This is a genomic window from Citrobacter telavivensis (assembly GCF_041807075.1).
GTDB lineage: Bacteria > Pseudomonadota > Gammaproteobacteria > Enterobacterales > Enterobacteriaceae > Citrobacter_A > Citrobacter_A telavivensis.
Genome location: NZ_JBGUBF010000001.1, coordinates 591,567 through 615,500 on the forward strand (window position 1 = coordinate 591,567; position 23,934 = coordinate 615,500).

Here is a 23,934-nt window from a genome sequence, read left to right on the forward strand (position 1 = left end):
GATTTATGGCTTCGAATGTAATGGATTCTGTTTTATTTAGAGATTCTTTTGGTACACCGGCAATGCGTGCGGTGTTTGATGACTACGAACTCATTCGCAAATATGTCGAAGTGGAGGTCGCGCTCGCCAAAGCGCAGGCGCGCTGTGGGGTGATCCCGGAAGCGGCAGCCAAAGAGATCGCCGAGAAGTGCAATGCCGATACGCTGGATTTCGATTTGCTGCGCCATGAGACGGAAATCGTCGGTTACCCGATCCTGCCGCTCGTTCACCAGATTTCAAAGCAGGCTGGCGAGTCTGGCGGCTACGTGCACTGGGGAGCGACGACGCAGGACATTATGGACACGGCGGTGGTTCTGCAAATCCGTGATGCCTTTGAACTGATCGAGGCGGACATGGACCGGTTGCGTGCGACGCTGGCTGACCTGGCGCTGCGCTATCGTGATACGCCGATGGCCGGACGCACCCACTTACAGCAGGCGCTGCCGGTGACTTTTGGCTATAAAGCCGCCATCTGGCTGGACATGTTTGAACGCCATGCCGAACGTCTGCAACAGGCGCGTCCCCGCGTGCTGGTCGGTGAATTTGCCGGGGCTGCCGGCACGCTGGCGTCGCTGGGCGATAAAGGATTGGCGGTACAAAAAGCGCTGATGGAAGAGTTGGGCCTCAACGTTCCCACTTCCACCTGGCACGTGGCGCGCGACGGCTTTGCCGAAGCGGTGAACCTGCTGGCGGTCATGACCGGTTCGTTAGGGAAGATTGCGTATGACGTGATGCTGATGGCGTCGAACGAGTTTGGCGAACTGTATGAACCGTTCGTAAAAGGACGCGGTGCGAGCAGCACCATGCCGCAAAAACGCAACCCTATCTCCAGCGAACTGATGCTGGCCTGTGCAAAAGGCGTTCGTCAACAGGCCGGACTGATGCTGGATGCGATGGTTCAGGATCTGGAACGCGCGACCGGGCCGTGGCATGCGGAGTGGATTGCGATCCCGGAAAGTTTCGTGCTGAGCGCAGGCGCGCTGCATCAGGCCAACTTTATGCTGGCGGGACTGGAGGTCGATGAAGCGGCGATGCTGCGCAATCTGGGAATGACCAATGGACTGATTGTGGCAGAAGCCGTGATGATGGGACTGGCTCCGTACATCGGTCGCCAGGATGCCCACGATGTCGTCTATGACGCCTGTCGTATCGTCAATGAGAAGGGCGGTCACCTGGCAGACGTGCTGAACGCTATGCCGACAGTTGCACAGCGACTGGATCCGCAACTGATTCACCAACTGACCGATCCGGCAAATTACCTGGGAATGGCGCCTGAAATGGTCGATCAGGTGCTGGCCAAGTATCAGTCACGGAAATGAACGTTCTCGTGTTAACGGAATAAGGATATTGCTATGTCTACGAATTCTGTCGCGGGAAAGAAAGTTATCTCATTTCTGATCCCGCTGGTGATTGGCGCCGTCATTTGGTTTATTCCCGTCCCTGACGGGCTAACGCCGGCGGCCTGGCATATGTTTGCGATTTTTGCCGCGACCATTGCGGCTATCCTGACCCAACCGCTCCCTTCGGGGGCGGTCATGCTGATTGCGCTTTGCGTGGTTATCTTTAGTAAAACCTTGACCGAGGCAAAGGCGCTGTCGGGCTTTGCCTCTGGCACTGTGTGGCTGATTTTCTGCGCCTACGTGCTCTCGCTGGGATTTGTGACCTCCGGACTGGGGAAACGCATTGCTTATAAAATGCTGTCGCTGTTTGGTGGAAGCAGTCTGGGAATTGCCTATTCGCTCGGCGTTTCCGACCTGATTATGGCTCCGGCAATGCCTTCCGTGACGGCGCGTTCTGGCGGGATTATTTTCCCCATCGCCCGTTCAATCAACGACGTACTCGGCTCGGCACCCGGCGCGACCGGTAAGCGGATTGGTGATTTCTTAACGATGGTCTGCTTTCAGTTCACGCCGATCACCGGGGCGATATTTTTGACGGGGATGGCGGCAAACCCGCTGGTAGCAAGCCTGGCAAAATCCACGCTGGGTCTGGATATCACCTGGGGCGGATGGTTTATTTCCGCCGTAGTACCGGCGATGGTCTGCTTTTGCCTGATGCCGCTGCTGGTCTACAAGCTGCTGGATCCGGAACTGAAGCACACTCCGGAAGCCAAAGCGATGGGCAAACAGTCGCTCAGCGAACTGGGCGGAATGAGCAGTAATGAGAAAAAAGTGGCGGTAGGCTTTGTGCTGGCGCTGGTGGGCTGGGGAACCAGCCTGATAACCGGGATCTCCGCGACGTCGGTCGGGCTGGGTCTGGCGGCCTATTTGTTTGCGACCGGCGCGGTAAGCTGGAAAAGTCTCCTTAATGACCATGCCGCGTGGGATACGGTAATCTGGTTTAGCGTGATCATCAGCCTGGCGACGGGTCTGGCGGATCTGGGATTCATCAAATGGATGACGGTGAAGTTGGGCAGCGGGATTCAGGGATTCGGCGCGATGGAAGCCTTTATCGTGCTCGGGGTCCTGTATATCTATGTCCACTATCTGTTTGCCACCGCCACGGGGCACGTTGCCGCGCTGTACGCGCCGTTTGCCGCAACGGCGATTGCGGCCGGAGCGCCGCCGATGATGGTGGCAATCTGCTTCGGTATCTTCAGTAACCTGATGTGGGGGAACACGGAGTACGGTGGTGGACCCGGCCCTATCTACTTTGCGCAAGGCTATTTCGAGCGACCGCGGTTTTACCGAATCAACCTGTGCGTGGTGACGTTTAATGTGATCATCATCTTCGCGGTTGGGATGCTGTGGTGGAAGCTGCTGGGTTACTATTAAGTCGCAGCGCAGCTGCCTGATGGCGCTGCGCTTATCAGGCCTACGCGCTTATCCGGCCCGGAGTATGCTTAAACGTAGGCCGGATAAGGCGCAAGCCGCCATCCGGCACTTCGCCCCCGAGTTGCGAAGCGCTTTCCAGAACCGGCAAAAAAGGTACGTTCCAGGCCTGAAATGTGCCACAATAGTGGCTGTTTATACAGTATTTCAGGTTTTCTCATGGCATTAACCGCTGCGCTCAAAGCGCAAATCGCCGCCTGGTATAAGGCGCTTCAGGAACAGATCCCCGACTTTATCCCCCGTGCGCCGCAGCGGCAGATGATTGCCGATGTCGCGAAAACGCTGACCGGAGAAGAAGGGCGTCATCTGGCGATTGAAGCGCCCACCGGGGTGGGGAAAACCCTGTCTTATCTCATTCCCGGTATTGCCATTGCGCGGGAAGAGCAAAAAACGCTGGTGGTCAGTACCGCCAACGTGGCGTTGCAGGATCAGATTTACAGTAAAGATCTGCCATTACTGCGCAAAATCATTCCCGATCTTCGCTTTACCGCCGCGTTTGGTCGCGGTCGCTATGTGTGCCCGCGAAATCTGACGGCGCTGGCCAGTACTGAACCCACGCAGCAGGATCTGCTCGCGTTTCTTGATGATGAACTCACGGCGAACAACCAGGAAGAACAGAAGCGCTGTGCAAAGTTGAAAGACGCCCTCGACAGCTACAAGTGGGACGGCCTGCGCGATCATACGGATATCGCCATTGATGACGACCTCTGGCGGCGATTGAGCACCGACAAAGCCAGCTGCCTGAACCGCAACTGTCATTACTATCGTGAGTGCCCGTTCTTTGTGGCGCGTCGTGAGATTCAGGAAGCGGAAGTGGTGGTGGCAAACCATGCGCTGGTGATGGCAGCGATGGAAAGTGAAGCGGTGCTGCCGGACCCGAAAAACCTGCTGCTGGTGCTGGATGAAGGCCATCATCTGCCGGACGTCGCCCGCGATGCGCTGGAAATGAGTGCCGAAATCACCGCACCCTGGTATCGCCTGCAGCTGGATCTGTTCAGCAAACTGGTGGCGACCTGCATGGAGCAGTTTCGTCCCAAAACCACGCCGCCGCTGGCGAATCCGGAGCGTCTGAACGCCCATTGCGAAGAGTTGTATGAGCTTATCGCCTCGCTTAATAGCATTCTCAATCTGTACATGCCCGCCGGGCAGGAGGCGGAACATCGCTTTGCGATGGGAACACTGCCGGATGAAGTGATGGAGATTTGCCAGCGTCTGGCGAAGCTCACCGAAACGCTGCGCGGTCTGGCGGAGCTATTTTTAAACGATCTCAGCGAGAAAACCGGCAGCCACGATGTTGTGCGCCTGCACCGGGCTATTTTGCAGATGAACCGTGCGCTGGGGATGTTTGAGGCACAAAGCAAACTGTGGCGGCTGGCCTCACTGGCCCAGTCGTCCGGTGCGCCGGTGTCGAAATGGACGACGCGCGATGTGCGCGACGGGCAGCCTCACGTCTGGTTTCACTGTGTGGGGATCCGCGTGAGCGATCAGCTGGAGCGGCTACTCTGGCGCAGCGTGCCGCATATTATCGTCACCTCCGCCACGCTGCGTTCGCTTAACAGTTTTTCACGCCTGCAGGAGATGAGCGGTCTGAAGGAGAAAGCCGGAGACCGTTTTGTCGCGCTTGATTCGCCGTTTAACCACGTCGAACAGGGCAAAATCATTATTCCGCAGATGCGCTATGAGCCGCTAATTGATACCGAAGAGCAGCATATCGCGGAAATGGCTGCCTATTTTCGCGAACAGCTGGAAAGCAAAAAGCACACCGGCATGCTGGTATTGTTTGCCAGCGGACGGGCAATGCAGCGATTTCTGGAACACGTCACCGATTTGCGTCTGCTGTTGCTGGTCCAGGGTGACCAGCCGCGCTATCGGTTGGTGGAGTTGCACCGTAAGCGGGTGGAGAACGGCGAGCGTAGCGTGTTGATTGGGCTGCAATCTTTCGCCGAGGGGCTGGATCTGAAAGGGGATTTGCTCAGCCAGGTGCATATTCATAAAATAGCGTTCCCGCCCATTGACAGCCCGGTGGTGATCACCGAAGGCGAATGGCTCAAAAGCCTCAATCGCTATCCGTTTGAGGTGCAAAGCCTGCCCGCCGCCTCGTTTAATCTCATTCAGCAGGTGGGACGCCTGATCCGTAGCCACGGGTGCTGGGGAGAAGTGGTGATTTATGACAAACGGCTACTTACCAAAAACTATGGTCAGCGGCTGCTGAACGCGCTGCCGGTATTCCCAATTGAACAACCGGAAGTACCGGAAGTGAAAAAAAAACCGACAAAACTCGCCGCCGGGCGTAAAAAAAGCCTCCGTGCTAAGGGGCGCGGTCCTACTGGTAAATAAAGGTCACCTGAACCACGCTTGCGAATGTCCCGCCGCTGACCGGCATTGACGTTGCGTAGTAGCGGGCGGCCAGCGGGAAATCCGCCGTATGATCGTTTGGGTTGATTAACACGCTGAAGCTTGAGTGCGGTGCCAGCGCTATCTGATCCTGGGGATCGGCGAGCTCCAGCGCTAACCCTTTTGCCGTACCGGCATTGGCGAATTTCGTCGGATGGGTGCTGTCCGGCTGGCCGTGAAAGGTGGCGGTGGCTAGTACAGCGGTCGTCGGACATTTCGACAGCGTCAGATCAAACGTTTTCCATTTGCCGGTATCGCCCACCTCTTTAAAATCACTTGAGTTTGCCTTACCCAGACTCACCGTTAAATCCTGGCTGGCGCTGTCTACCTGGCAGGCGTTCGCGTAAATATTTCCGCGAATATTGATCTGGACTTCTTCCGCCTGGGACTGGCAAGTCAGTCCCAGCAGCAAAACGGCCAAAAACATTTTCATTTATAGGCCACCGTGATGGTTGCGACGGTGTTAGCCGTCCCCGGCGAAATGTCCGCGCTGGTTTGTTCGTAAGAGACGCTGAAGGGGTATTGCGACTGAATATTCGCATGTGTGATGAACGTGTTCATATATTGTTCAAAAACAGGTACCTGACCGTTGAAGAGCATTTTCACGCCCACACCCGTGGCGACGCCGCTTTCCGGAGTGAGCTTAATGACACCGGGATAATTCGTTTCATAGCCGTTGGCGCTGGCGATCATCATTTCCGGCTGTACGTCCTGATCGCAGAGCATGCCAATATTGAAAACCGACTGGGATACTAAAGTGCCTGGACCGGTAAAGCGGCTCAGCGGAACATCTCCGAGCGTGACGGTCAGGGATGCGGGCGATACGGCGCAGGTCACCGCTTTGACCTGGACATCACCAGAATATGAAATGGTGTTCGGGCTGTCTAAGCCTTCAACATGCCCAACGCCAAGGTTGAATTGCGTATTGCTGCTTGTGAGTGAGCCGGCGGCCACTGTTTCGCTGGTTTTCACCAGCTCCAGTGAGACATCAAAGCTAAACGGGTATGAACCGTCGCTGTTCTTCGTAGAAGACACCTGGCCTATGGGGTCATTATCAGAGCAGTACTGATCTGCCGCCCCTACTACGCGTTGCCCCTTATCGTTTCTGAGCGACACCCCCACTCCGGTAACCCCCGACGCATAGACGCCAGGGATGCCGGGAACCTCTTTACCGAAGCCGTTGTAGCAGACAATGATAGGCTGACCCGCGTCTTCGTCCACATAGCAGTCCCCCGATATGTGAACTGAACGTTCTGTTCCCGAAATCGTTGCGCCTACGGGCAGGCTGGTAGACACGGAGACAGACGTTAACGACAACAGCGCGGGTATATTCGGCGACATACAGTTGGCCTTCGCGTGCGGCATAAAGAGCACAGCCGTAGCCAGTACCAAAAGTAAAAATAATTGTTTTGCTATCTGCATAATGTTCAGTCCGGTGTTCATCAGTGACACTGCGCGGCAGCGTTTATAATGTGGGTATTGTCCTTTTCTTTCGTCAGGGCGTAATCGGCGACGCAATGTTCGCTTGACTCCTTGCCCCAGGAGACGAGCAGTTGTCCCTGCTGTGACAGACCAGTGAGATACACCTGACCATCGTTGCCGACGATAAATTCGCCGCTCTTATCTTCTGTTGTCACCGTTGCGCCAAAGGGCAGCGGTTTATCGTTCCTGGCTATCGTCATTAAGACGCGGTTGCCGACGCGGGTATCGAAGCTGGCTCGAACCACCGCACCGCGTGTCGGCGTGACCGTCTGCGAGGCGTGTGTGACGTCGGCATCCTCAGGCAGTGTTTCCGTATCCAGCGATATTGGGTTGTGGCGCCACGGCGTAACAAAGGGAACGAGGGTATAGCCGCGAGAATCGGTTTCCACACCCGTCTGGTTAGCGACATGTGTGCCATGCGTACCCGGTGCTTTGACCAACACCACGGTTTCGCCCAGCGTCTGACCAAGCGTGACCCCGTCGGCGTGGGCAACGATGCCCCCCTGAACCCCGGCGCTTACCGTCTGCTGGTGGCTGTCCTGGCTTACTCCGCCATGCATTTCGCCATAAGTGCCTTTGTAATCCGCATTCATGCTGGTGGCCGTATTGTTATTGGCACTGTCCTGGCTTTGTTGAACGCTCCAGCTCAGGTTGTCACCCTCCAGTGTCGTACCGTTCAGGCCGAGGTTGTGAGTGGTGCCATCTTTACTGTTGTTCAGACTGTAGTTTGCCCAGGTGTTGTGCATCCAGTGGTCAAGGGGTACCGATATGTTCAGGCTAATCAGGCGTTCATTGCTGACCGATTCGCCATCTTCATTCGTGTCGTAACTGTTCTTATTAAAACTGTAGCTAAGGCTGTAACTTATCCCGTGCCAGCTATTGTTGTAGCTGGCGCTCAGCGAGGTCATATCCTGGCTCTGAGACCAGTAGCTCTCTTTCACCAGACTTAACGTCATTGACCCCCAGTTCTCGCCCAGCGGCTGGTCTACAGTTGCTTCCGCCCGCGAACGGCGCTGCTGCGGCGCGGACCAGTTGTTCGCGCGGGTCCAGGAGTCCATCGTGTCCTGTAGGGTGTAAAAGCCTTTGCTGTTGTAGCGATAACCCGCCAGCGAAACGTTAGTGCCGGTTACGGCAAAATTTTTGCTGTAACGCAGACGTAAGGACTGGCCTTTGCTGGTTTTACGCTGTTTGAGCAATGCGTTGGCGCGTGTGACATCCACCGAGAACGCCCCTAAGTCACCCACGTTTTTCCCGATGCCAAGGGCTGCGGAGTGATAATGCGAGCTCTGCTGCGTACCGCCATACAGGGTCACGCCGTGTGACATGCCATAGATAGCGCTTCCCTGCGCGAACGGATTTTTCTCGACGTCTTTATCGTATGAGCGGTAACGTCCGACGGTAGCGCTGTATTTCAGGTGTTTCTCACGTTGCAATACTGGTACTGAGGCAAACGGCACCACGAAATGGCTTTCACTGCCGTCGGTCTCTTTCACGGTGACGTTCAGATCGCCACTGCTGCCGGTCGGATAGAGATCGTTAATCTCGAACGCGCCGGGCGCGACAGTGTTCTGGTAGATCACATAGCCGTTCTGACGAACGACCACCATGGCGTTACTGTGCGCTGTGCCGCGTACCACGGGGGCATAGCCACGCTCGCTGTCTGGTAGCATGTCACTTTCGGAAGCGATCTGTGCGCCGGTATAAGAAATACTGTCAAACACATCGGCCTGAGTATTACTCTGGCCCACGGTCAACTCACTCTTCAAACCGATGACGTCGCGCTGCGCATAGGTATAAACAGGGGTGAATTTCCCGTTGTCATTACCGCCATCCGAACTGTGATTCCATGTGGTGTAATTACGTATACGCCAGGCGCCGGCGTTAAAACCCGGACGCAGGTTGATGTACTGGTTGCTGCTGTCCGCTTCCCCCCGCTGGCGGGCGTGGTTCTGGCTGGCATTCGCGCTGTAGTTCAAAATACCGGCAGTGATCCCCTCGTCATATTCTTTCTGATCGATATAGCCACGCGGCACCTGACCCACCGCTGACTGAGGAATACTTAACAGAAGCTGCTGGTTTTTGATGCGAAAGGTCGCGGAAGCAGACGGTATGGCGCGAATGTCGGCACACTCTCCCTTTCCTGCCAGTTGGGGAAAGTCTTTGGTTTTGACGCCAAGGTTTTTTAAATCATCAAGGCTGAAACAAGGCTGCAGGGAATAATTCCCCTGCGTATCTTTTTTTAATGTAAAAATAACGTCGCGGGTATCAATTTTATTATTATTGACGAACACGCTAACCTGATATTTTCCTGGCGCCTGGCCCGGGCCATTTTCATAAATGGCAAGGTCAGTCTTTCCCTGCTCGGGATTATCAATATCCAGCAGGGCAGGGTTAAAATAATCATCAGCACGGGCCTGTAACGCAAAGCAGGTCAGTGCTATTCCACAAATGGTGGGCAGCATCGCATGCAATCGACGTGAAAGCGGTTTTTTTGTGCTGTACATGATAATTCAGGCACCAAATAATGAATTTATTAATGAACGGGTGCAGACCTGGTTTTGCTGATGCTGCCAAAATCGGTAATGATTGACCATGACACGGTTGAACCCCGTGTATTGGGCGGTAGGGCAAAGTGGCTTGTCGTTTTCGGCCTGGCCCAGGTGGCCTTAGTCACTTTTTTCCCATTCAGGGTGACGCTCTGGAAATTCATATAAAAAGGCGTGGGGTTATTCACTACCAGATCGTTGCCTTCGATGTGCCATTCAAGTTTATCGGCAACCTCTTCTGGTTTGCCTTGGATGGAAGCCGGGCGATACATCAATTTCAGGCGCGTATTGATGGCGATTTGTAATGTATTTACCCCTTCCTGATGGCTTGAGGAAGGAATGGCTTTAATATTCAGCCAGTACAGCGATTCGCGATCTTCCGGGATATTTCCGCCGGTACGGACTACGCGCAGCACGTTATCTTCTTTCGCGTTCAGGCGGAACAGTGGCGGGGTAATCAGAAATGGCGCTTTGTCACTTTTTTTTATGCCAGTATCCACCCAGGACTGCACCAGGTAGTTAATATCATCCGGATTGGAAATACCAATTGAAGACTCTTTTTTCTCTCCCTGATAGACCAGACGAGTGCCATTAATAATAACACCCGCATGGGCTGTTACTGCGGTGAGTAACAGTGCGCCTAATAAATAACTGTGTCGCATAACTTTTTCTTAAAAAAGGAGGAGATAGTCACCTTCGCGTGAAGGCGACTATCTCCTGATTGATTGTATCAGTTATAAATAACGGTAAACGTAGAAACTGAGTTAGCCAGACCCGCGGTGACAGCCGTCTGGGTTTGAATATAACGCGCACCGAATTCGAGATTGTTGACCGCGGTACCGGACGCTAACGGATACTGGCGGGTAGGGGAATAAAGACTAACGGGTTGCGCTGAAGCGTCAACCAGCTGGATCGCTACACCCGTTGCCGTATCGGCATCCGGTGTTAACGCCAGCGTGGAATGGTTATCCGCATCCGGTGTGCCACCGAAATTAATCGCCGCTGAGGTCACTGTCTCAGGGCAATCCTTCAGCTGGATATCAAATTTCGTCAATGTGCTGGTAGAGCCCGCGCCGGTAAAGACCGTTTTAGAGATCTTGCCTAACTGCACGTTCAGTGGATTACTGATCTCATTAACCACCTGACAGGCGGAATCAATGATTTCCCCTGTGAAGTTAATTTGTCCTTCACCGTCAGCGGCTGCAAATACGGATGCGGAGCATCCTATGGTTGCAGTAATAAATAAACCTAACGCAATTTTTTTCATCTTAAATCCTGGTATTCTCCTGTGAAAACTTTGCCTGGAAGTTTTCAGATTGACACTAAACTATTTTCCGGTAGTGATTAGACCAGAATACTCAGGTGGGATGTTTCTCTATAGACATTACAAGTATTTTAAATAATGCTTGAATTTTAATATTTTCAACAAAAACAGACGCGTGGTGCTGGAGATAAAAAACTAACGGCAGGGTCTCCTTAGGCGCTATATTGTGAAAAAGTCGCAATGGGAGACGTTATGGATTACCGCAACATTATTAAAGAGATCGGCCGGGGCAAAAACCACGCCCGCGATCTGGACCTGGACACCGCCCGCGGTCTGTATACCCACATGCTCAACGGGGACGTGCCTGAACTGGAGATGGGCGGCGTGCTGATTGCGCTGCGTATTAAAGGAGAAGGGGAAGCCGAAATGCTGGGCTTTTATGAGGCGATGCAAAACCATTCTATTAAGCTAACCCCTCCGGTTGCGAAACCGATGCCGATTGTCATTCCCAGCTATAACGGCGCGCGTAAACAGGCGAATCTGACGCCGCTGCTGGCCATTTTATTACACAAACTGGGTTTCCCGGTGGTGGTGCATGGGGTGAGTGAAGATCCGACCCGCGTGCTAACGGAAACCATTTTTGAGTTGATGGGGATTGCACCGACGCGGCATGCCGGACAAGCGCAGGCGAAGCTGGATGGACATCAGCCGGTCTTTATTCCGGTGAGTACACTCTGCCCGCCGCTGGAAAAACAGCTGGCAATGCGTTGGCGACTGGGCGTGCGTAACAGCGCACATACGCTGGCGAAGCTGGCGACACCGTTTGCTGAGGACGCCGCGCTGCGTCTTGCCAGCGTGTCGCATCCGGAATATGTGCCGCGCGTGGCGAAATTCTTTAGTGATATTGGCGGGCGTGGGCTGTTGATGCACGGAACTGAGGGTGAGGTCTACGCCAACCCGCAGCGCTGTCCGCAGATCAGCCTGATTGATAGCACCGGCTCGCGGGTGTTACAGAACCGACAAAGCGAAATGCCCGACGAACCCGTACCGCTGCCTGCGGCAAAGGATCCTGAGACGACTGCGCGCTGGATCGAACGCTGTCTGGCGGGAAGCGAGCCGGTACCGGCATCGTTGAAAATCCAGATGGCCTGTTGCCTGGTGGCAACGGCAGCAGTATCAACACTCGAGGAAGGACTGGCGCGGGTGAACGACAGTTTTTAGCACGACAGATAAAAAAAGCCCGTCCAGTGGCGGACGGGCAAATAAGGGTAATTCAGGTTCAATGAGGGTTGGAGCAGGGTGTCTGTTGGCAGCAGACGGGGTAAAACTTATTTGTAGATAACAGCAGTACCGCTCATTTTGTTGTTGTTGTTGGCAGAGGTGATGCTGTAACCGCTCGCGCCAGCTGCAGCGGCTTTCTCAGCCAGTTTTGCTTCCAGGCCGTCCAGCGTGGTTGCGCCTTCTGCAGAAACCACACCGATTTTATTCATGCTTTGCGCCTGAGCAGCCGTGACAGGTTCGGCAGCGAAAACGCCAAAAGACAGGGTAGACAGGGCAACAGCGGCAACAGCGTATTTGATAGTTTTCATTGTTAATCTCTCGCAGGTTATTCTTTAAGGAAGACGATGTTTCGTCGATGTGATAAGTATCACGCTTTTGCTTGAGAGATAAAATCGAAGAGAATTGACAACATCCATCAAATAATTTGAATGACAAATAACTTATTGATTATTAATTAATTCGCCAGATGAATTTACGGTTCTTCGACGTTCGCTTTACAGTTGAGCGGTGAACGGCACGTTTTGCTACGCAGAATGCGATTTAACGTGAGCGTAAGCGAAACGGCATGTTCTTTATATCTCTGTAAAAATAGGTCAGCGTAGCTGGCTGTCTTTTGAACCTCTGCGATTATATCCCGTGTAAGATGCATTTTTTGAATCTTTCTCCTGCTGGCAGTTGAGGCACAGTCTTACACCGGGCACCGCCTGTCGACGCGCTTCGGGTATGGGGTCGCCACATTCTTCACATTCATACAGGCTATCACCGCGCGGAATTTCACCTCTTGCACGGGCGACAGCATCTTCAATTGTACTGTTGATCTGTTCGTTCACTGCGTCATCATTTGCCCAACCGGAGGCCATAGCGATGTTCTCCTCACGCTTTATAACAGGGATTATTATAACCGAGATGGGGTCAAAAATTGCTCAGTCAAGGGAGGTATTGCCCGATAAGCGAAGTCGCTATCGGGCAGGTCGTGGGGAAGATTACTTGTAAATGGTCGCAGTACCGTACATCTGGTTGTTACCGCCTGCGGAATTAACCACAAAGCCTTTCGCGCCTTGTTCTTGCGCTTTTTCCGCCAGTTTATCCTCCAGGTCACTCAGGTTGGTTGCGCCAGTCGCAGAGACGGTACCTGACGCACGTAGCTGACCGGTATCGGAGCTATTGAGAGGCTGTACTGCTGATGCCGCGAATGCCACACCGGCAAGCGTGGCGGCGACGAGTAATGCGAGGCATTTTTTCATGATGCTCTCCTCAGTGAAACAACGTGTAGTGCCAGATAAGTTTAGGTCGTCAGTGCGGCGGAAATGGCGTAAAAAATTGATGATGATCTGCTTAAAATTTGAACGATAAATATTGACGTATGTTGACAAATCAATGACATGCATATCACTGATTTTCGGGTGATTTACGCCGCTTCGCCCCATTTTTCGTTCTGATACGCTGCAGCGAAGCGGTTGTTTCTCATCAACCAGGTTTACCGCGTTGCGTTATGCGGGTATCTTACGCCGCTGTTAAAAGGAGAATGCTATGTCCCCCCAGAAACCGGGCCTACACCCGCGTAACCGTCATCACAGCCGCTACGATCTTGCCTCGCTCTGCAAAGGCACGCCTGAGCTGGCGCAGTATCTCGTCCTGACTCCCGCAGGGGAGCAAAGCGTTGATTTTGCCAATCCACTGGCGGTAAAAGCGTTGAATAAGGCGCTGCTGGCGCACTTCTATGGGGTGGCAAACTGGGATATTCCTGAAGGGTTCCTGTGTCCGCCCGTGCCAGGGCGTGCAGATTACATCCACCATCTGGCCGATCTTCTTGCTGAGACGTCGGGAAGTGTGCCGACCCAGGCCACGATCCTGGATGTCGGTGTCGGCGCGAACTGTATTTATCCGCTGATTGGCGTGCATGAGTATGGCTGGCGCTTTACGGGCAGCGAGACGCATGAGCAGGCATTAGCCAGCGCACAGGCGATTATCAGTGCCAATCCGGGACTGACGCGTTCGATTCGCCTGCGTCGGCAGAAAACCCCTGCGGCTATCTTTAACGGCATCATTCATAAGAATGAGCAATATGATGCAACGCTGTGCAACCCGCCGTTTCATGACTCTGCCGCGTCTGCCCGGGCAGGGAGCGAGCGCAAACGCCGCAACCTCGGACAGAGCAAAGACGATGCGTTGAACTTCGGCGGTCAGCAGCAGGAATTGTGGTGTGAAGGTGGCGAAGTGGCATTTATCAAAACGATGATTGCTGAAAGCCAGGCCTTTGCCCGTCAGGTCATGTGGTTTACTACGCTGGTGTCTCGCGGTGAAAACCTGCCGCCACTTTATCGTGCGCTGACAGACGTGGGGGCGGTCAGGGTGGTGAAAAAAGAGATGGCCCAGGGACAAAAGCAGAGTCGCTTTATCGCCTGGACCTTTATGGATGACGACCAGCGCTGCCGTTTTAGCACGCGTAAACGCTAGAGGGTTGGCTCGCCGGGCGGCAGCGGCGCCGGTGCGGTCGGCGCTGTCGGTGTCGTTGGCGTGGCGGGCAGTACCTGATAAGTTTGCACCGGCGGGCGAACGCCAGCGAGGTCGAAATGTTTTTTCACCTGGCTGTCCAGCGCGAAGCGGACCGTCCACTGTTTCAGCGGCAGCGTAGTGAACGATACCCTCAGCGTAAATGCCGTGTTGGTTAATCCGACAATCCCGGCAAATGACGGCTCGCCAATGATCAGCCCACGAACCTCTTCGGTTTCCATCACCGCAGCGACTGCTTCTTTCAGCGCCTGATTGGCTTTATCGGCATCTTCATGGCGATCCACATCGTAATTGGCGACCACCGACCCAATGCCGCGGACAAAGTTGGCGAAGGTAGTGATCGATGACCACGGGATAATATGGTACGCCCCGGTGTCCTGGCGCACGCCAACGGAACGAATCGACATCCGTTCTACTGTCCCGGTCAACGGTCCGATGGTCACCAGATCCCCGGTGTTCATGCCATTCTCGAACTGAATAAAGACCCCGGTAATAATATCTTTCACCAGCGTTTGCGAACCAAATGAAATCGCCAGCCCCAGCGCCCCGGCCCCGGCCAACAGTGGGGCGATGTTAACGCCAATTTCCGAGAGCACAATCATGATGGTGATCGTGCTGATGATCACCGCCAGCGCGTTGCGAAACAGCGTTAACAGCGTGCGGGTACGTGCGCTGGGCAGAGGGCGACCATGAATATCGGAGGCCAGCCGGTTTTCGATCAGGCTGGCAAGCAGCGTCCAGCCCACCGCTGAGAAAAACAGGATCAGCGCAATACGGATCAGAATATCGACCGTCTTCTCTCCGGCACCGTTGTGCAGCCAGTTCCAGAAATCAAACAGCCCCCATGCGTTTAACAGCAGCATGATGGCAACGCATACCGTCAGGATCCGCGCCACGTTCAACGCGGTAGAGAGCCAGCCGTTAAGCCGTTTTTGCAGTTCAGGATAATTGCGCTGCGTATGCGGGGAGAGGGTAATCGTTTTGGCGATCCAGCGGGTGAACATCCCGGAAACGAAGGCCGCAATGCCGATGATCATCAGACTGCGCACCGTCGCCCCCATCATAAACTTCAGGCTGTTGCCAGGGTCGAACAGCGAGAAGAAAAACAAGACGATGAAATAGGCGCTCGCCAGCCAGTGCCAGACCAGCGCAAAGGCGCGGATAAACAGGCTGAAGAAGGCCAGCGATCGTTCTGCCAGATTCAACAGGTGTTGGGTAATCTCTTTCTTGTTGCGGAAGATCAGATACAGCGCCCACAGCGTGATACACAGCATGATGACCACGTTGGCCATTGCGCCAACCTGCACGTTCACCTGATTAGAAATAATGGGAACCGCAACGATCAGTCCATAGCCAATCAGGCTGCTGAGTGAACTTAATCGCCGGTTCCAGTAACGGGCGCTGGCATCCTGAATATTAAAGGGTCGCAGTTGCGCCACGTTCGGACAAAAAATCAGCCGCAGAATGGCTTTGAAAAATTCGATCAGCGCAAAGGCGTTCAGAAACAGCCCTTGCTGAAACGCGATGGTGCGGCTGCCTGCGTTCAGTCTGTCACTCAACAACTGACCGACAAACAGGGTCAACGCCAGTAGCAGCAGATCGATAATAAAGGCGCCAACGATCATTGCCGGTAGCTGGAGCCAGTTGCTGCGCTCACGGTTCTTTTTTCGCGCCCAGTTACCCATTTTGCGATACAACGGTAGCGCACACAGACGGATCAACCAGTAGAAGCCGAACACCGCCGCGGCCAGCATCAGAAAGTGGCTAAGGGCATTATTAAAGGTCTGGCTGTTAAACGGTTTGTGAGGCGCATCGGTGATGTTGCGATAGAGTTGGGCGAAGCGGTCAGACAGCGCTTCGCCGTAATGACGGCTGAGCTCGGTGACGTTCTCCAGTACGGTTTTTTCTTCAACCACCACCGGCGGCGTGATTTTTGGCACCGGGTCCGGCGGCGGCGTGGCCGCAACGCTGCGCAACTGGTCAATCAGCTCCTTGCGCGAGGTGTCATTTTCCAGTACGTCGGCCAGCGCCCCGTAAGCGGCTTTCTTTTGCTCGACGTCAGGTTCAGGCGCAGGAGTGGTTTGTGCGTCAGCGTCTGCACCGGTCGTGACGCCGGGGATGGTCACCGCCTGGGCGGGTGTGCCCAGCAGGCAAAAGAGGATGAACAGGATCCACCGCATGACTCCTCCAGTGAGAAAACAGAACAAAAAGATAAGTATAGTTGCTGGAGGAGCGGCGATTCGAAATGGGAAGAGTCGTAGAAAAACCTCCCTTCCAGGCGGAAGGGAGGTGGACCGTCAGGAAACGTGTTGCAAAAACTCCTGCAAGCGCTGGCTGGGCGGGTTTTCAATCAGGGTTTGCGGATGGCCGTCTTCGGCAATACGGCCTTTGTCGATGAAGATCAGACGTGAGGCGACTTTTTCGGCGAAGCCGATTTCGTGCGTGACGATGACCATCGTCATCCCTTCTTCCGCCAGATCCTGCATTACTTTCAATACTTCGTGACGCAGTTCTGGATCGAGCGCAGAGGTAGGCTCATCGAACAGCATCATCTTCGGTTTTACCGCCAGGGCGCGGGCGATAGCCACACGCTGCTGTTGACCGCCAGAAAGTTCAGAAGGGTAGTGGTGGGCGCGCTCGGCCAGACCCACTTTCGCCAGCAACTCTTTCGCCTGCTTTTCGGCCGCGTCTTTCTTCGTCCCCCGCACGCGCAGCGGGCCGAACATGACGTTTTCCAGCGCGGTCAGGTGAGGAAAGAGATAGAACTGCTGGAACACCATTCCGGCTTCCTGACGAATCAGGCGCTCGTCCACCTTCGGATCGTTAACCTTCAGCCCATCGACGAACAGATCGCCGGAGGTGATTTCTTCGAGTTTATTAATACAGCGCAACAGCGTGGATTTACCGGAGCCTGATGGTCCGATAATCACCACCACTTCGCCCTGCTTAATGTTCAGATCGATGTTATGCAGCACCTGGGTTGGACCAAAATGCTTTGAGACGTTTTTAAATTCAATCACAGGATTTTCATCCTTCTTTCCAGACTACGAAGCACGATGTTCAGGACCTGCGTGATAATGAGATAGATAACCCCCACCGCGGTCCAGATCTCCAGGGCGCGGAAGTTACCGGCAATAATCTCCTGACCGCTACGGGTCAGTTCGGCCGCGCCGATCACGATAAACAGCGACGTATCTTTGATACTGATGATCAACTGGTTACCGAGCGACGGCAGCATACGGCGCAGCGCAAGCGGCATGATCACGTGGAGAATGGTTTCGCGACGGGAAAGCCCCAATGCCAGACCGGCTTCGCTAAACCCTTTATGGATCGACAGGACTGAACCACGGGTGATTTCGGCGATATAGGCACCGGAGTTAATCATGATAGTGATAACAGCGGCGCTGAAGGTGTCGATACGCAAGTCCGGGAAGGCCATCGGTAGGGCAAAATAGATGTACATCACCTGGACGACGATCGGCGTGCCACGGATGATCTCAATGAAAACAAGAGAGACGTGATTGGCTATCCAACCACCATAGGTACGGGCTAAACCCGCCAGCAAGCCGATGATGATCCCGCCAGCCAGACCAAGGATGGAGATCCACAGGGTCATTTTGGCACCCTGAAGCAGGATCGGAATGGCGGGCCAGATGGCACTCCAGTCAAACTGCATATGTTGTTCCTGTTACCGTGGTGAAAAAAATCAAATGCCCGGTACGCTTAGCGCCCCCGGGCAACATCTGAAGGCAAAACGTCTTATTATTTAGGTTCAGAACCGAACCATTTTTTGTAAATTTCGTTATAGGTACCGTTGTCACGCAGCGTTTTCAGCGCGCCGTTCACTTTCTCGCGCAGTTCGTCGCTGCCTTTCGGGAATGCGATACCGTACTGCTGTGCTTCCAGTGATTCGCCAACCGCTTTGAACTGGCCGTTACCCGCGGTTTTGATGAAGTACAGGATGTTTGGCGTATCGTGCAGAACAGCATCTGCGCGGTTGGTGCCCAGTTCCATGTACGCGTTATCGATGTTCGGGAACTGACGCAGATCTTTCGTTTTGATGTTGGCTTTCGCGTAATCAACGGAGCCGGTGCCGCTCTTCACTGCGACGACTTTACCGTCCAAATCTTTTACGCTTTTCACGTCGTTGTTGTTGGTTTTCACCATCACTAACAGGCCGCTTTTGTAGTAACCATCAGAGAAATCGATCGCTTTTTTGCGCTCGTCAGTAATGGTGATGCCCGCCAGCGCCAGGTCAACGTTCTTCGTTTGCAGTGCCGGGATAATGCCGCTGAAATCCATCGGTTTCAGTTCATAATCCAGCTTCAGTTCTTTTGCTACGGCGGCCCACAGGTCCACATCAAAGCCAACGTATTTGTCGCCCTGTTTGAATTCGAACGGGACGAACGCGGTGTCGGTCGCGACAACCAGTTTCTTATCCGCGGCATGAGAGGACACCGCAAAAGCCAGGGTAAGTGCTGCCAGTGAAACTTTTAATACAGACTTCATAGCATTTCCTTTTTTATCCACGGGGCGATCCCCTGCGAGAACGATAAGTGTAATGAAAGAATCGTGCCAATTTTGCAACCCCTTGTTTTCACAAGAGGGTATCGCACTCTTTTGCACAGTTAACGGAGCAAAACTCGCTTTTTGCACCATGTTGGGGCACTGATTTAGTGCATCCCAAAGGGTGCGCCAATGGTTTGCCTATTTAGCGCAAAGATCGTTGATAAAACAATCTTTCGTTAACGATTGTGTGAGGTGATTATTACAAATATTTTACTTTACAGCGGGGGAGAGGCGATGTCGTGCACCACAAAAGTGCAAAACCCCCGCCGTAGCGAGGGTTATAGAGGGAATACTTATGATGCGATTATTCGATGTTGGATTCGATGAACCACAGGAATTTATCGAGATCGCGGGAAGCGGCGGTAAAGATATCTGCGGTATCTTCGTCTTTCGCTTCACTGATGGCTTTACGGACATCATTTGCCACTACAGCATAACGGTCTGCCAGCTCTTTCAGGTGATCCTGGACGGTATGGATGTCCAGCGGATAGCTTTTCAGCGGCGTTTTGCTATTGATAACCTGCGTGGTTCCCAGGGCAACGCCGCCCAACTGCACGGCACGCTCTGCCATGGTATCGAGATGATCGGTCAGTGCCGTACGGAAGCCATCCAGCATCTCATGAACGGCAATAAAATTCGCACCGCGCATGTTCCAGTGGGCCTGCTTAGTGATCAGCGACAGGTCGATAAACTGGATCACCTGACGATTCAGCAACTCAACTGTTGCTTTCTTATCGCTGTCGGAGACATCGTTACGGGTATAAAGCAGATTGGACGCTTTTGTTTTTACCAATTTAGCGGTACTCATAATTTCATATCCTCTTGATGTTATGTCCCAGTAATTTACGGGATTCAGTATAGCACCGGTTATCGTTCCTGCTTTTCTGGCTCTGCCTATCGCTTTAATAGCATTTAACAACATCTGCATTTAATTGCATTACTATTCATATGGTTGCGTACGAAAAAGATTGAAATATCAATATTCTCACTGTGACATCGGAATGAGAATAAATAGGCGAGGCGAAGCCGATGAGCCGTGGAGAAATATCAGGAAAATATCAGGAAAACAGCGGGGAGATATTCTGCATGGTTATGCAAACCATGCAGAAATGTAAAATTAATTTACATCAACTTCTTTTATGTTGCTCTCCCGCCGAATGGTCAGCGTCGAGCCCATTGAGGCGGCAATAATCGCGCCGAGCGCCAGCAGTTGGACTGGCGTCAGCGTTTCGCCCAGAAAAAGGATGCCCGCCACCGCAGCCAGCGCCGGTTCCATACTCATCAACGTACCAAAGGTGCGCGTAGGCAGACGGGTTAAGGCAATCATTTCCAGCGAGTAGGGGAGCGCTGTCGACAGCACCGCAACCGCCAGACCCAGCGGAATCACCGACCAGTGCCAGAGCGCTTCTCCGGCCTGCGCCACCCCAAGTGGAACGAAAACCAGAGCGGCAATCAGCGAGCCTACCGCGACGGTGGCTGGGCCGTGCTCAGCACCGGCGCGTTGACCGCTAAGAATATAGATAGCCCAACAGGCACCCGCACCCAGCGCCATGGCGGCACCGAACAAATCGACATGCGAAACGTCCTGACCCAGCGGCAGCAGGAACCAGAGCCCGAGAACGGCCAGCACCACCCAGATAAAATCAACGGGGCGTCGAGACGAGAACAGGGCGACCGCCAGCGGCCCGGTAAATTCCAGAGCGACCGCGATCCCCAGCGGAACTGTCTGAATCGACAAATAGAAGAGGTAGTTCATTCCCCCCAGCGACAGGCCGTAAAAAAGCAGCGGCAGGCGCTGCTCTTTGGCGAAACGTAGACGCCAGGGTTTGAAGAAGACAATAAGGATCAATGTGCCCAGGGCCAGACGAAGGGCGGTCACGCCGGGCGCGCCAACCAGCGGGAACAGTGATTTTGCCAGCGATGCGCCGCTCTGGATCGAGGACATGGCGATAAGCAGTACTAAAATGGGCAACCAAACTGGCGTTTTACGTGACGACCCAGGCATCCTTTCTCCCGACAATAACTGTAGATACACGGCATCCTGCAATTTGCCTGACTTGTGTATAGAAAAGTAAAAGAGGCAGTGTAATGGAAATAACCTCCTGCGGTTGAGTCTTCGTTGAAAAAAAATTCCCGGAAAACCGTAAAATAGCGGCAGGTTGATGGATTAATGCGCTGGCGAATTAGGAATAATCTGGATGAATGTTCTTTATTATGCGCGTAATAATGGGACGAAAATCCAGAAAAGTGATGTTAATTGAAAGAGATAACGGCTCATTGAAACGTTCTGTTACACGAAATGGCCCGTTAGACATCACTAATCGCAAAGAGTTTCTCATCAATTTTTGATATATTTAACACTTAGGACTTATTTGAAGCACATTTGAGGTGGTTATGAAAAAAATTGCATGTCTTTCAGCACTGGCCGCTGTTCTGGCTATCTCCGCAGGTTCTGCTGTTGCTGCGACTTCTACCGTTACCGGTGGTTATGCTCAGAGCGATGCTCAGGGCGCGGCGAACAAAATGAACGGTTTCAACCTGAAGTATCGCTATGAGCAGGACAACAATCCGCTGGGCGTAATCGGTTCCTTCACTTACACCGAAAAAGATCGTACTAACGGTGCAGGCGATTACAACAAAACTCAGTACTACGGCATCACTGCTGGTCCGGCTTACCGTCTGAACGACTGGGCAAGCATCTACGGTGTTGTGGGTGTCGGTTACGGTAAATTCCAGGACACCAACTACCCGACCCATAAAGATGATACCAGCGACTATGGTTTCTCTTATGGCGCAGGTCTGCAGTTCAACCCGATCGAAAACGTTGCGCTGGACTTCTCTTACGAGCAGAGCCGTATTCGTAGCGTTGACGTTGGCACCTGGATCGCAGGCGTTGGTTACCGCTTCTAATCACTTCGGTGATATAAAAAATCCGCCTCAAGGGGCGGATTTTTTTTGGCTGTTTTTCACGACGGTTTAGCGCGATGTGGTGCTAAAAATGTCGGTTCCCAGGTGAGTGTAATCCACCTTCTGCAACTTGAAGTTGGTGATATACACCGGTCCGGCCTTCTGTTCGGAGATAAAACGATACTTCGTCTTAATCTCTTTTGCGCTGATCCCTGTCCACTGTGAGAAGAAACCGAGGAAATCGTTGGCGGAGCGCCGCGCTTTGACGACCTTGTGCGCTTTATCATCGCTGGAGAGCACCATAAACGGGACCTGGAAGTTTTGCTGGAACTGGTCGTCATGCGCCAGATACTGCACTTCCTTCCCACGCTCTTTAAAGGCGAGACCGTGATCGGAGAAGTACACCAACGAGAAACTGCCGCCGCTGTTGCGAAGCTGATCGTACAGTTTTCGCAGCAGGTCGTCGGTCTGGGTCATGGTGTAGAGATAGCAGGAGGTCTCTTTCGACTGTACGAACGTGTCGTACTTCCCTTTGGTGCGGTCACAAGCCTGCGGATGAGAACCCATCAGATGCAGTACAATCAGTTGCGGCTGGGTACGTTCGGTTTCCAGCACCTGCGCGGTCATTTTTAACAGCGCGTCGTCCTGGGTGTTTTTGTCGGCTTCGAAGTCGCCGCTTTTCAGAAAATGCACTTCATCAGCCCGCTTCGCGATACTGGCGATGGCGGTGTCATATTCGCCGATTTGTCCCTGATTCGAGAACCACCAGGTCTGGAAACCGGCGCGGTTTGCCAGCGTGACAAAGTTATCCTGATACTGCGGTTTATCGTCGACAACACGGTTAAGGGTCAGTCCGAGTGATTTTTGCGTTGACCCGCTGGCCGCGACGTAATCGGCGAACAGATAGCCGTTGACGCTGCTGGCAAACGGGGTGTTATCCCAGTGGCCGCCAAACGCCCCCAGCGCATCACGGCGCGCGCTTTCACCGATCACCACCACGTAGGTGTGATACTTCGGCTTCACGGCGGTGACGGTCCAGGTGTCTTTCATGCTGGCGAACTTCGCCATGCGTTCCTGCTCGTCAATCACTTCCTTGTTATTGACGATGACGTCTTTGGCGAAACGGAACACCGGATAGCCGGTATCCTTCAATTTAAACACGCCGCCCCAGGCCAGATTCTGCACGGGGGTGACAAAAAAAGCGACGACGCTGAACAGCAGGCACAGGGTGTCATATTTATTCCAGCGCTTTTTCTCTTCGCTGGGTTTGCGACGCACGGCAATCACGCCAAGGGCAAAGATAAACACGCCCATCAGGTAATTGTACCAGGGGAAAATCGTCAGGATCTCAGTGGACTCTTCCATGTTGGTCGAGTGCAGCGCCAGCAGCGTATTAAAATTTGGCGACCCATAAGCCTGACCGAAAGGAAAGTAGAAGGCTGCGACAAGCGAGCAAACGCCGATCAGAACCTTTTGCGCTTTCGGCGCACTCCGCCAGAGCAACTGTAATATGCAGGTAAAGGCAACGGTATACAGCAGACTAAGCGGATAGCCCAGCGCCAGGTTTATCAGCAGGGACTGCAAAACATAAAAGCCAGTCCACGGGCTAAGGGCCCGGCTGCGGGCAAGAAGCGAGTCTTTAAGGGTTAAATTCATATACCACTATCGCAAAAACGCCATGTGCTTACCCTGGCGCCAAGGGTCATTACCTGCTGAGAGTGCGTGAAGAGGGGAAGAGGTCCGCATCTGCGAGCCGCAAGTTAGGCAGGGCTGCAAGAAGATAGAGCGTGTGAATGTGAAGGTCAACTGGCAGAAAGAAATTGTTTTGCGAAGGGGTTAGCAAATCCGACAAAAAGAGGGGCTATTTTGACATGAACAGGAGTGTAACGGCTGAATATGACAACCCGATGAAGCGGCGTACCGCGACGCCGCATTATTTTTCTGAGGGTTTATCCTGCTCTGGTTTGCTGTTGATCATATCGCACAGCATCGAGAGCAGCATTAACCGGACTTTAAAGGGAGAGTGACTAAACACGCGCATACACCTCTTGAATTCGTTCATATTGACCTCCTGACTTTCTGGTCCCTCTGTCCATGAGGGATGACT

At 53.4% G+C, this 23,934-nt stretch carries 23 protein-coding genes; 7 read left to right on the forward strand and 16 right to left on the reverse strand.

What is annotated here, in order from left to right; translation table 11 throughout:
- The first annotated feature begins 5 nt into the window (after window positions 1-5).
- The 3 genes from pcaB to dinG all read left to right on the forward strand — a co-directional run bounded on the left by pcaB (window position 6) and on the right by dinG (window position 5,207).
- Entirely contained in the window at window positions 6-1,358 is a 1,353-nt protein-coding gene (gene pcaB / locus ACERJC_RS02765) for a 3-carboxy-cis,cis-muconate cycloisomerase (RefSeq protein WP_286632880.1), read from the forward strand.
- A 33-nt stretch (window positions 1,359-1,391) separates the two neighbouring features.
- Window positions 1,392-2,813 (forward strand): DASS family sodium-coupled anion symporter, encoded by a 1,422-nt coding sequence (locus tag ACERJC_RS02770; RefSeq protein WP_152405356.1) that lies wholly within the window; start codon window positions 1,392-1,394, stop codon window positions 2,811-2,813.
- A gap of 216 nt (window positions 2,814-3,029) precedes the next feature.
- Entirely contained in the window at window positions 3,030-5,207 is a 2,178-nt protein-coding gene (dinG, locus tag ACERJC_RS02775; protein WP_373670955.1) for an ATP-dependent DNA helicase DinG, read from the forward strand.
- Here dinG and ACERJC_RS02780 read toward each other — a convergent pair.
- From ACERJC_RS02780 to ACERJC_RS02800, 5 genes are all read right to left on the reverse strand, one after another.
- Window positions 5,194-5,697 carry a fimbrial protein gene (locus ACERJC_RS02780; protein ID WP_286632878.1) on the reverse strand — a complete coding sequence of 168 codons (504 nt, stop codon included), beginning with the start codon at window positions 5,695-5,697 and terminating at the stop codon, window positions 5,194-5,196. The two genes, dinG and ACERJC_RS02780, sit on opposite strands and share 14 nt — an antisense overlap.
- Window positions 5,694-6,605, reverse strand: coding sequence for a fimbrial protein (locus ACERJC_RS02785; protein ID WP_353655489.1), 912 nt, complete (start codon window positions 6,603-6,605; stop codon window positions 5,694-5,696). The genes ACERJC_RS02780 and ACERJC_RS02785 overlap by 4 nt, the downstream gene beginning before the upstream one ends.
- Before the next feature lie 101 nt (window positions 6,606-6,706).
- The gene (locus ACERJC_RS02790) at window positions 6,707-9,250 is read right to left on the reverse strand and encodes a fimbria/pilus outer membrane usher protein (protein ID WP_373670956.1); all 2,544 of its coding nucleotides are present in this window, start codon (window positions 9,248-9,250) and stop codon (window positions 6,707-6,709) included.
- Between the two features lie 29 nt (window positions 9,251-9,279).
- Window positions 9,280-9,954 carry a fimbrial biogenesis chaperone gene (locus ACERJC_RS02795; protein ID WP_373670957.1) on the reverse strand — a complete coding sequence of 225 codons (675 nt, stop codon included), beginning with the start codon at window positions 9,952-9,954 and terminating at the stop codon, window positions 9,280-9,282.
- Window positions 9,955-10,022: 68 nt separating this feature from the next.
- Complete coding sequence (locus ACERJC_RS02800) at window positions 10,023-10,559, reverse strand: fimbrial protein (protein ID WP_371895665.1); 537 nt, start codon at window positions 10,557-10,559, stop codon at window positions 10,023-10,025.
- 249 nt (window positions 10,560-10,808) lie between these two features.
- Here ACERJC_RS02800 and ybiB point away from each other — a divergent pair, with 249 nt between their 5' ends.
- The gene (ybiB, locus tag ACERJC_RS02805; RefSeq protein ID WP_373670958.1) at window positions 10,809-11,777 is read left to right on the forward strand and encodes a DNA-binding protein YbiB; all 969 of its coding nucleotides are present in this window, start codon (window positions 10,809-10,811) and stop codon (window positions 11,775-11,777) included.
- Window positions 11,778-11,884: 107 nt separating this feature from the next.
- Here the strand turns inward: ybiB and ybiJ are convergent, their stop codons facing one another.
- The 3 genes from ybiJ to mcbA form a co-directional block, all read right to left on the reverse strand.
- A complete protein-coding gene (gene ybiJ / locus ACERJC_RS02810; RefSeq protein ID WP_043001280.1) occupies window positions 11,885-12,145 on the reverse strand; it encodes a DUF1471 family protein YbiJ in 261 nt (86 codons plus the stop codon).
- A gap of 285 nt (window positions 12,146-12,430) precedes the next feature.
- Window positions 12,431-12,697 carry a DksA/TraR family C4-type zinc finger protein gene (locus ACERJC_RS02815; protein ID WP_152405351.1) on the reverse strand — a complete coding sequence of 89 codons (267 nt, stop codon included), beginning with the start codon at window positions 12,695-12,697 and terminating at the stop codon, window positions 12,431-12,433.
- Between the two features lie 123 nt (window positions 12,698-12,820).
- Entirely contained in the window at window positions 12,821-13,081 is a 261-nt protein-coding gene (gene mcbA / locus ACERJC_RS02820; protein WP_373670959.1) for a DUF1471 family periplasmic protein McbA, read from the reverse strand.
- A gap of 286 nt (window positions 13,082-13,367) precedes the next feature.
- Here mcbA and rlmF point away from each other — a divergent pair, with 286 nt between their 5' ends.
- Window positions 13,368-14,294 (forward strand): 23S rRNA (adenine(1618)-N(6))-methyltransferase RlmF, encoded by a 927-nt coding sequence (gene rlmF / locus ACERJC_RS02825; RefSeq protein ID WP_373670960.1) that lies wholly within the window; start codon window positions 13,368-13,370, stop codon window positions 14,292-14,294.
- Here the strand turns inward: rlmF and ybiO are convergent.
- From ybiO to rhtA, 6 genes are all read right to left on the reverse strand, one after another.
- A complete protein-coding gene (gene ybiO / locus ACERJC_RS02830) occupies window positions 14,291-16,531 on the reverse strand; it encodes a mechanosensitive channel protein (RefSeq protein WP_373670961.1) in 2,241 nt (746 codons plus the stop codon). The genes rlmF and ybiO overlap by 4 nt on opposite strands.
- Before the next feature lie 117 nt (window positions 16,532-16,648).
- Window positions 16,649-17,371, reverse strand: coding sequence for a glutamine ABC transporter ATP-binding protein GlnQ (gene glnQ / locus ACERJC_RS02835; protein ID WP_042320431.1), 723 nt, complete (start codon window positions 17,369-17,371; stop codon window positions 16,649-16,651).
- Window positions 17,368-18,027 (reverse strand): glutamine ABC transporter permease GlnP, encoded by a 660-nt coding sequence (gene glnP / locus ACERJC_RS02840; protein WP_046477722.1) that lies wholly within the window; start codon window positions 18,025-18,027, stop codon window positions 17,368-17,370. Before glnP ends, glnQ begins: the two co-directional genes overlap by 4 nt.
- Window positions 18,028-18,113: 86 nt before the next feature.
- The gene (gene glnH, locus ACERJC_RS02845; RefSeq protein ID WP_152405346.1) at window positions 18,114-18,860 is read right to left on the reverse strand and encodes a glutamine ABC transporter substrate-binding protein GlnH; all 747 of its coding nucleotides are present in this window, start codon (window positions 18,858-18,860) and stop codon (window positions 18,114-18,116) included.
- Between the two features lie 364 nt (window positions 18,861-19,224).
- The gene (dps, locus tag ACERJC_RS02850; protein WP_042320427.1) at window positions 19,225-19,728 is read right to left on the reverse strand and encodes a DNA starvation/stationary phase protection protein Dps; all 504 of its coding nucleotides are present in this window, start codon (window positions 19,726-19,728) and stop codon (window positions 19,225-19,227) included.
- A gap of 309 nt (window positions 19,729-20,037) precedes the next feature.
- Window positions 20,038-20,925 (reverse strand): threonine/homoserine exporter RhtA, encoded by an 888-nt coding sequence (rhtA, locus tag ACERJC_RS02855; RefSeq protein ID WP_152405345.1) that lies wholly within the window; start codon window positions 20,923-20,925, stop codon window positions 20,038-20,040.
- Between the two features lie 271 nt (window positions 20,926-21,196).
- On the opposite strand from rhtA, the gene ACERJC_RS02860 reads away from it, so the two are divergent.
- Entirely contained in the window at window positions 21,197-21,241 is a 45-nt protein-coding gene (locus tag ACERJC_RS02860) for a hypothetical protein (protein ID WP_178824811.1), read from the forward strand.
- Window positions 21,242-21,314: 73 nt separating this feature from the next.
- The gene (gene ompX / locus ACERJC_RS02865; RefSeq protein ID WP_152405344.1) at window positions 21,315-21,830 is read left to right on the forward strand and encodes an outer membrane protein OmpX; all 516 of its coding nucleotides are present in this window, start codon (window positions 21,315-21,317) and stop codon (window positions 21,828-21,830) included.
- A 66-nt stretch (window positions 21,831-21,896) separates the two neighbouring features.
- On the opposite strand, the gene ACERJC_RS02870 is transcribed toward ompX, so the two are convergent.
- Window positions 21,897-23,483 carry a phosphoethanolamine transferase gene (locus ACERJC_RS02870; protein WP_152405343.1) on the reverse strand — a complete coding sequence of 529 codons (1,587 nt, stop codon included), beginning with the start codon at window positions 23,481-23,483 and terminating at the stop codon, window positions 21,897-21,899.
- Between the two features lie 277 nt (window positions 23,484-23,760).
- The gene (mntS, locus tag ACERJC_RS02875; RefSeq protein ID WP_061076948.1) at window positions 23,761-23,889 is read right to left on the reverse strand and encodes a manganase accumulation protein MntS; all 129 of its coding nucleotides are present in this window, start codon (window positions 23,887-23,889) and stop codon (window positions 23,761-23,763) included.
- Window positions 23,890-23,934 lie beyond the last annotated feature (45 nt).

Bases quoted from the DNA above. Each gene is read 5' to 3' on its own strand.
- pcaB (WP_286632880.1), top strand. From the start codon at position 6: ATGGCTTCGAATGTAATGGATTCTGTTTTATTTAGAGATTCTTTTGGT.
- ACERJC_RS02770 (WP_152405356.1), top strand. From the start codon at position 1,392: ATGTCTACGAATTCTGTCGCGGGAAAGAAAGTTATCTCATTTCTGATC.
- dinG (WP_373670955.1), top strand. From the start codon at position 3,030: ATGGCATTAACCGCTGCGCTCAAAGCGCAAATCGCCGCCTGGTATAAG.
- ACERJC_RS02780 (WP_286632878.1), bottom strand. From the start codon at position 5,697: ATGAAAATGTTTTTGGCCGTTTTGCTGCTGGGACTGACTTGCCAGTCC.
- ACERJC_RS02785 (WP_353655489.1), bottom strand. From the start codon at position 6,605: ATGTCGCCGAATATACCCGCGCTGTTGTCGTTAACGTCTGTCTCCGTG.
- ACERJC_RS02790 (WP_373670956.1), bottom strand. From the start codon at position 9,250: ATGTACAGCACAAAAAAACCGCTTTCACGTCGATTGCATGCGATGCTG.
- ACERJC_RS02795 (WP_373670957.1), bottom strand. From the start codon at position 9,954: ATGCGACACAGTTATTTATTAGGCGCACTGTTACTCACCGCAGTAACA.
- ACERJC_RS02800 (WP_371895665.1), bottom strand. From the start codon at position 10,559: ATGAAAAAAATTGCGTTAGGTTTATTTATTACTGCAACCATAGGATGC.
- ybiB (WP_373670958.1), top strand. From the start codon at position 10,809: ATGGATTACCGCAACATTATTAAAGAGATCGGCCGGGGCAAAAACCAC.
- ybiJ (WP_043001280.1), bottom strand. From the start codon at position 12,145: ATGAAAACTATCAAATACGCTGTTGCCGCTGTTGCCCTGTCTACCCTG.
- ACERJC_RS02815 (WP_152405351.1), bottom strand. From the start codon at position 12,697: ATGGCCTCCGGTTGGGCAAATGATGACGCAGTGAACGAACAGATCAAC.
- mcbA (WP_373670959.1), bottom strand. From the start codon at position 13,081: ATGAAAAAATGCCTCGCATTACTCGTCGCCGCCACGCTTGCCGGTGTG.
- rlmF (WP_373670960.1), top strand. From the start codon at position 13,368: ATGTCCCCCCAGAAACCGGGCCTACACCCGCGTAACCGTCATCACAGC.
- ybiO (WP_373670961.1), bottom strand. From the start codon at position 16,531: ATGCGGTGGATCCTGTTCATCCTCTTTTGCCTGCTGGGCACACCCGCC.
- glnP (WP_046477722.1), bottom strand. From the start codon at position 18,027: ATGCAGTTTGACTGGAGTGCCATCTGGCCCGCCATTCCGATCCTGCTT.
- glnH (WP_152405346.1), bottom strand. From the start codon at position 18,860: ATGAAGTCTGTATTAAAAGTTTCACTGGCAGCACTTACCCTGGCTTTT.
- dps (WP_042320427.1), bottom strand. From the start codon at position 19,728: ATGAGTACCGCTAAATTGGTAAAAACAAAAGCGTCCAATCTGCTTTAT.
- rhtA (WP_152405345.1), bottom strand. From the start codon at position 20,925: ATGCCTGGGTCGTCACGTAAAACGCCAGTTTGGTTGCCCATTTTAGTA.
- ompX (WP_152405344.1), top strand. From the start codon at position 21,315: ATGAAAAAAATTGCATGTCTTTCAGCACTGGCCGCTGTTCTGGCTATC.
- ACERJC_RS02870 (WP_152405343.1), bottom strand. From the start codon at position 23,483: ATGAATTTAACCCTTAAAGACTCGCTTCTTGCCCGCAGCCGGGCCCTT.
- mntS (WP_061076948.1), bottom strand. From the start codon at position 23,889: ATGAACGAATTCAAGAGGTGTATGCGCGTGTTTAGTCACTCTCCCTTT.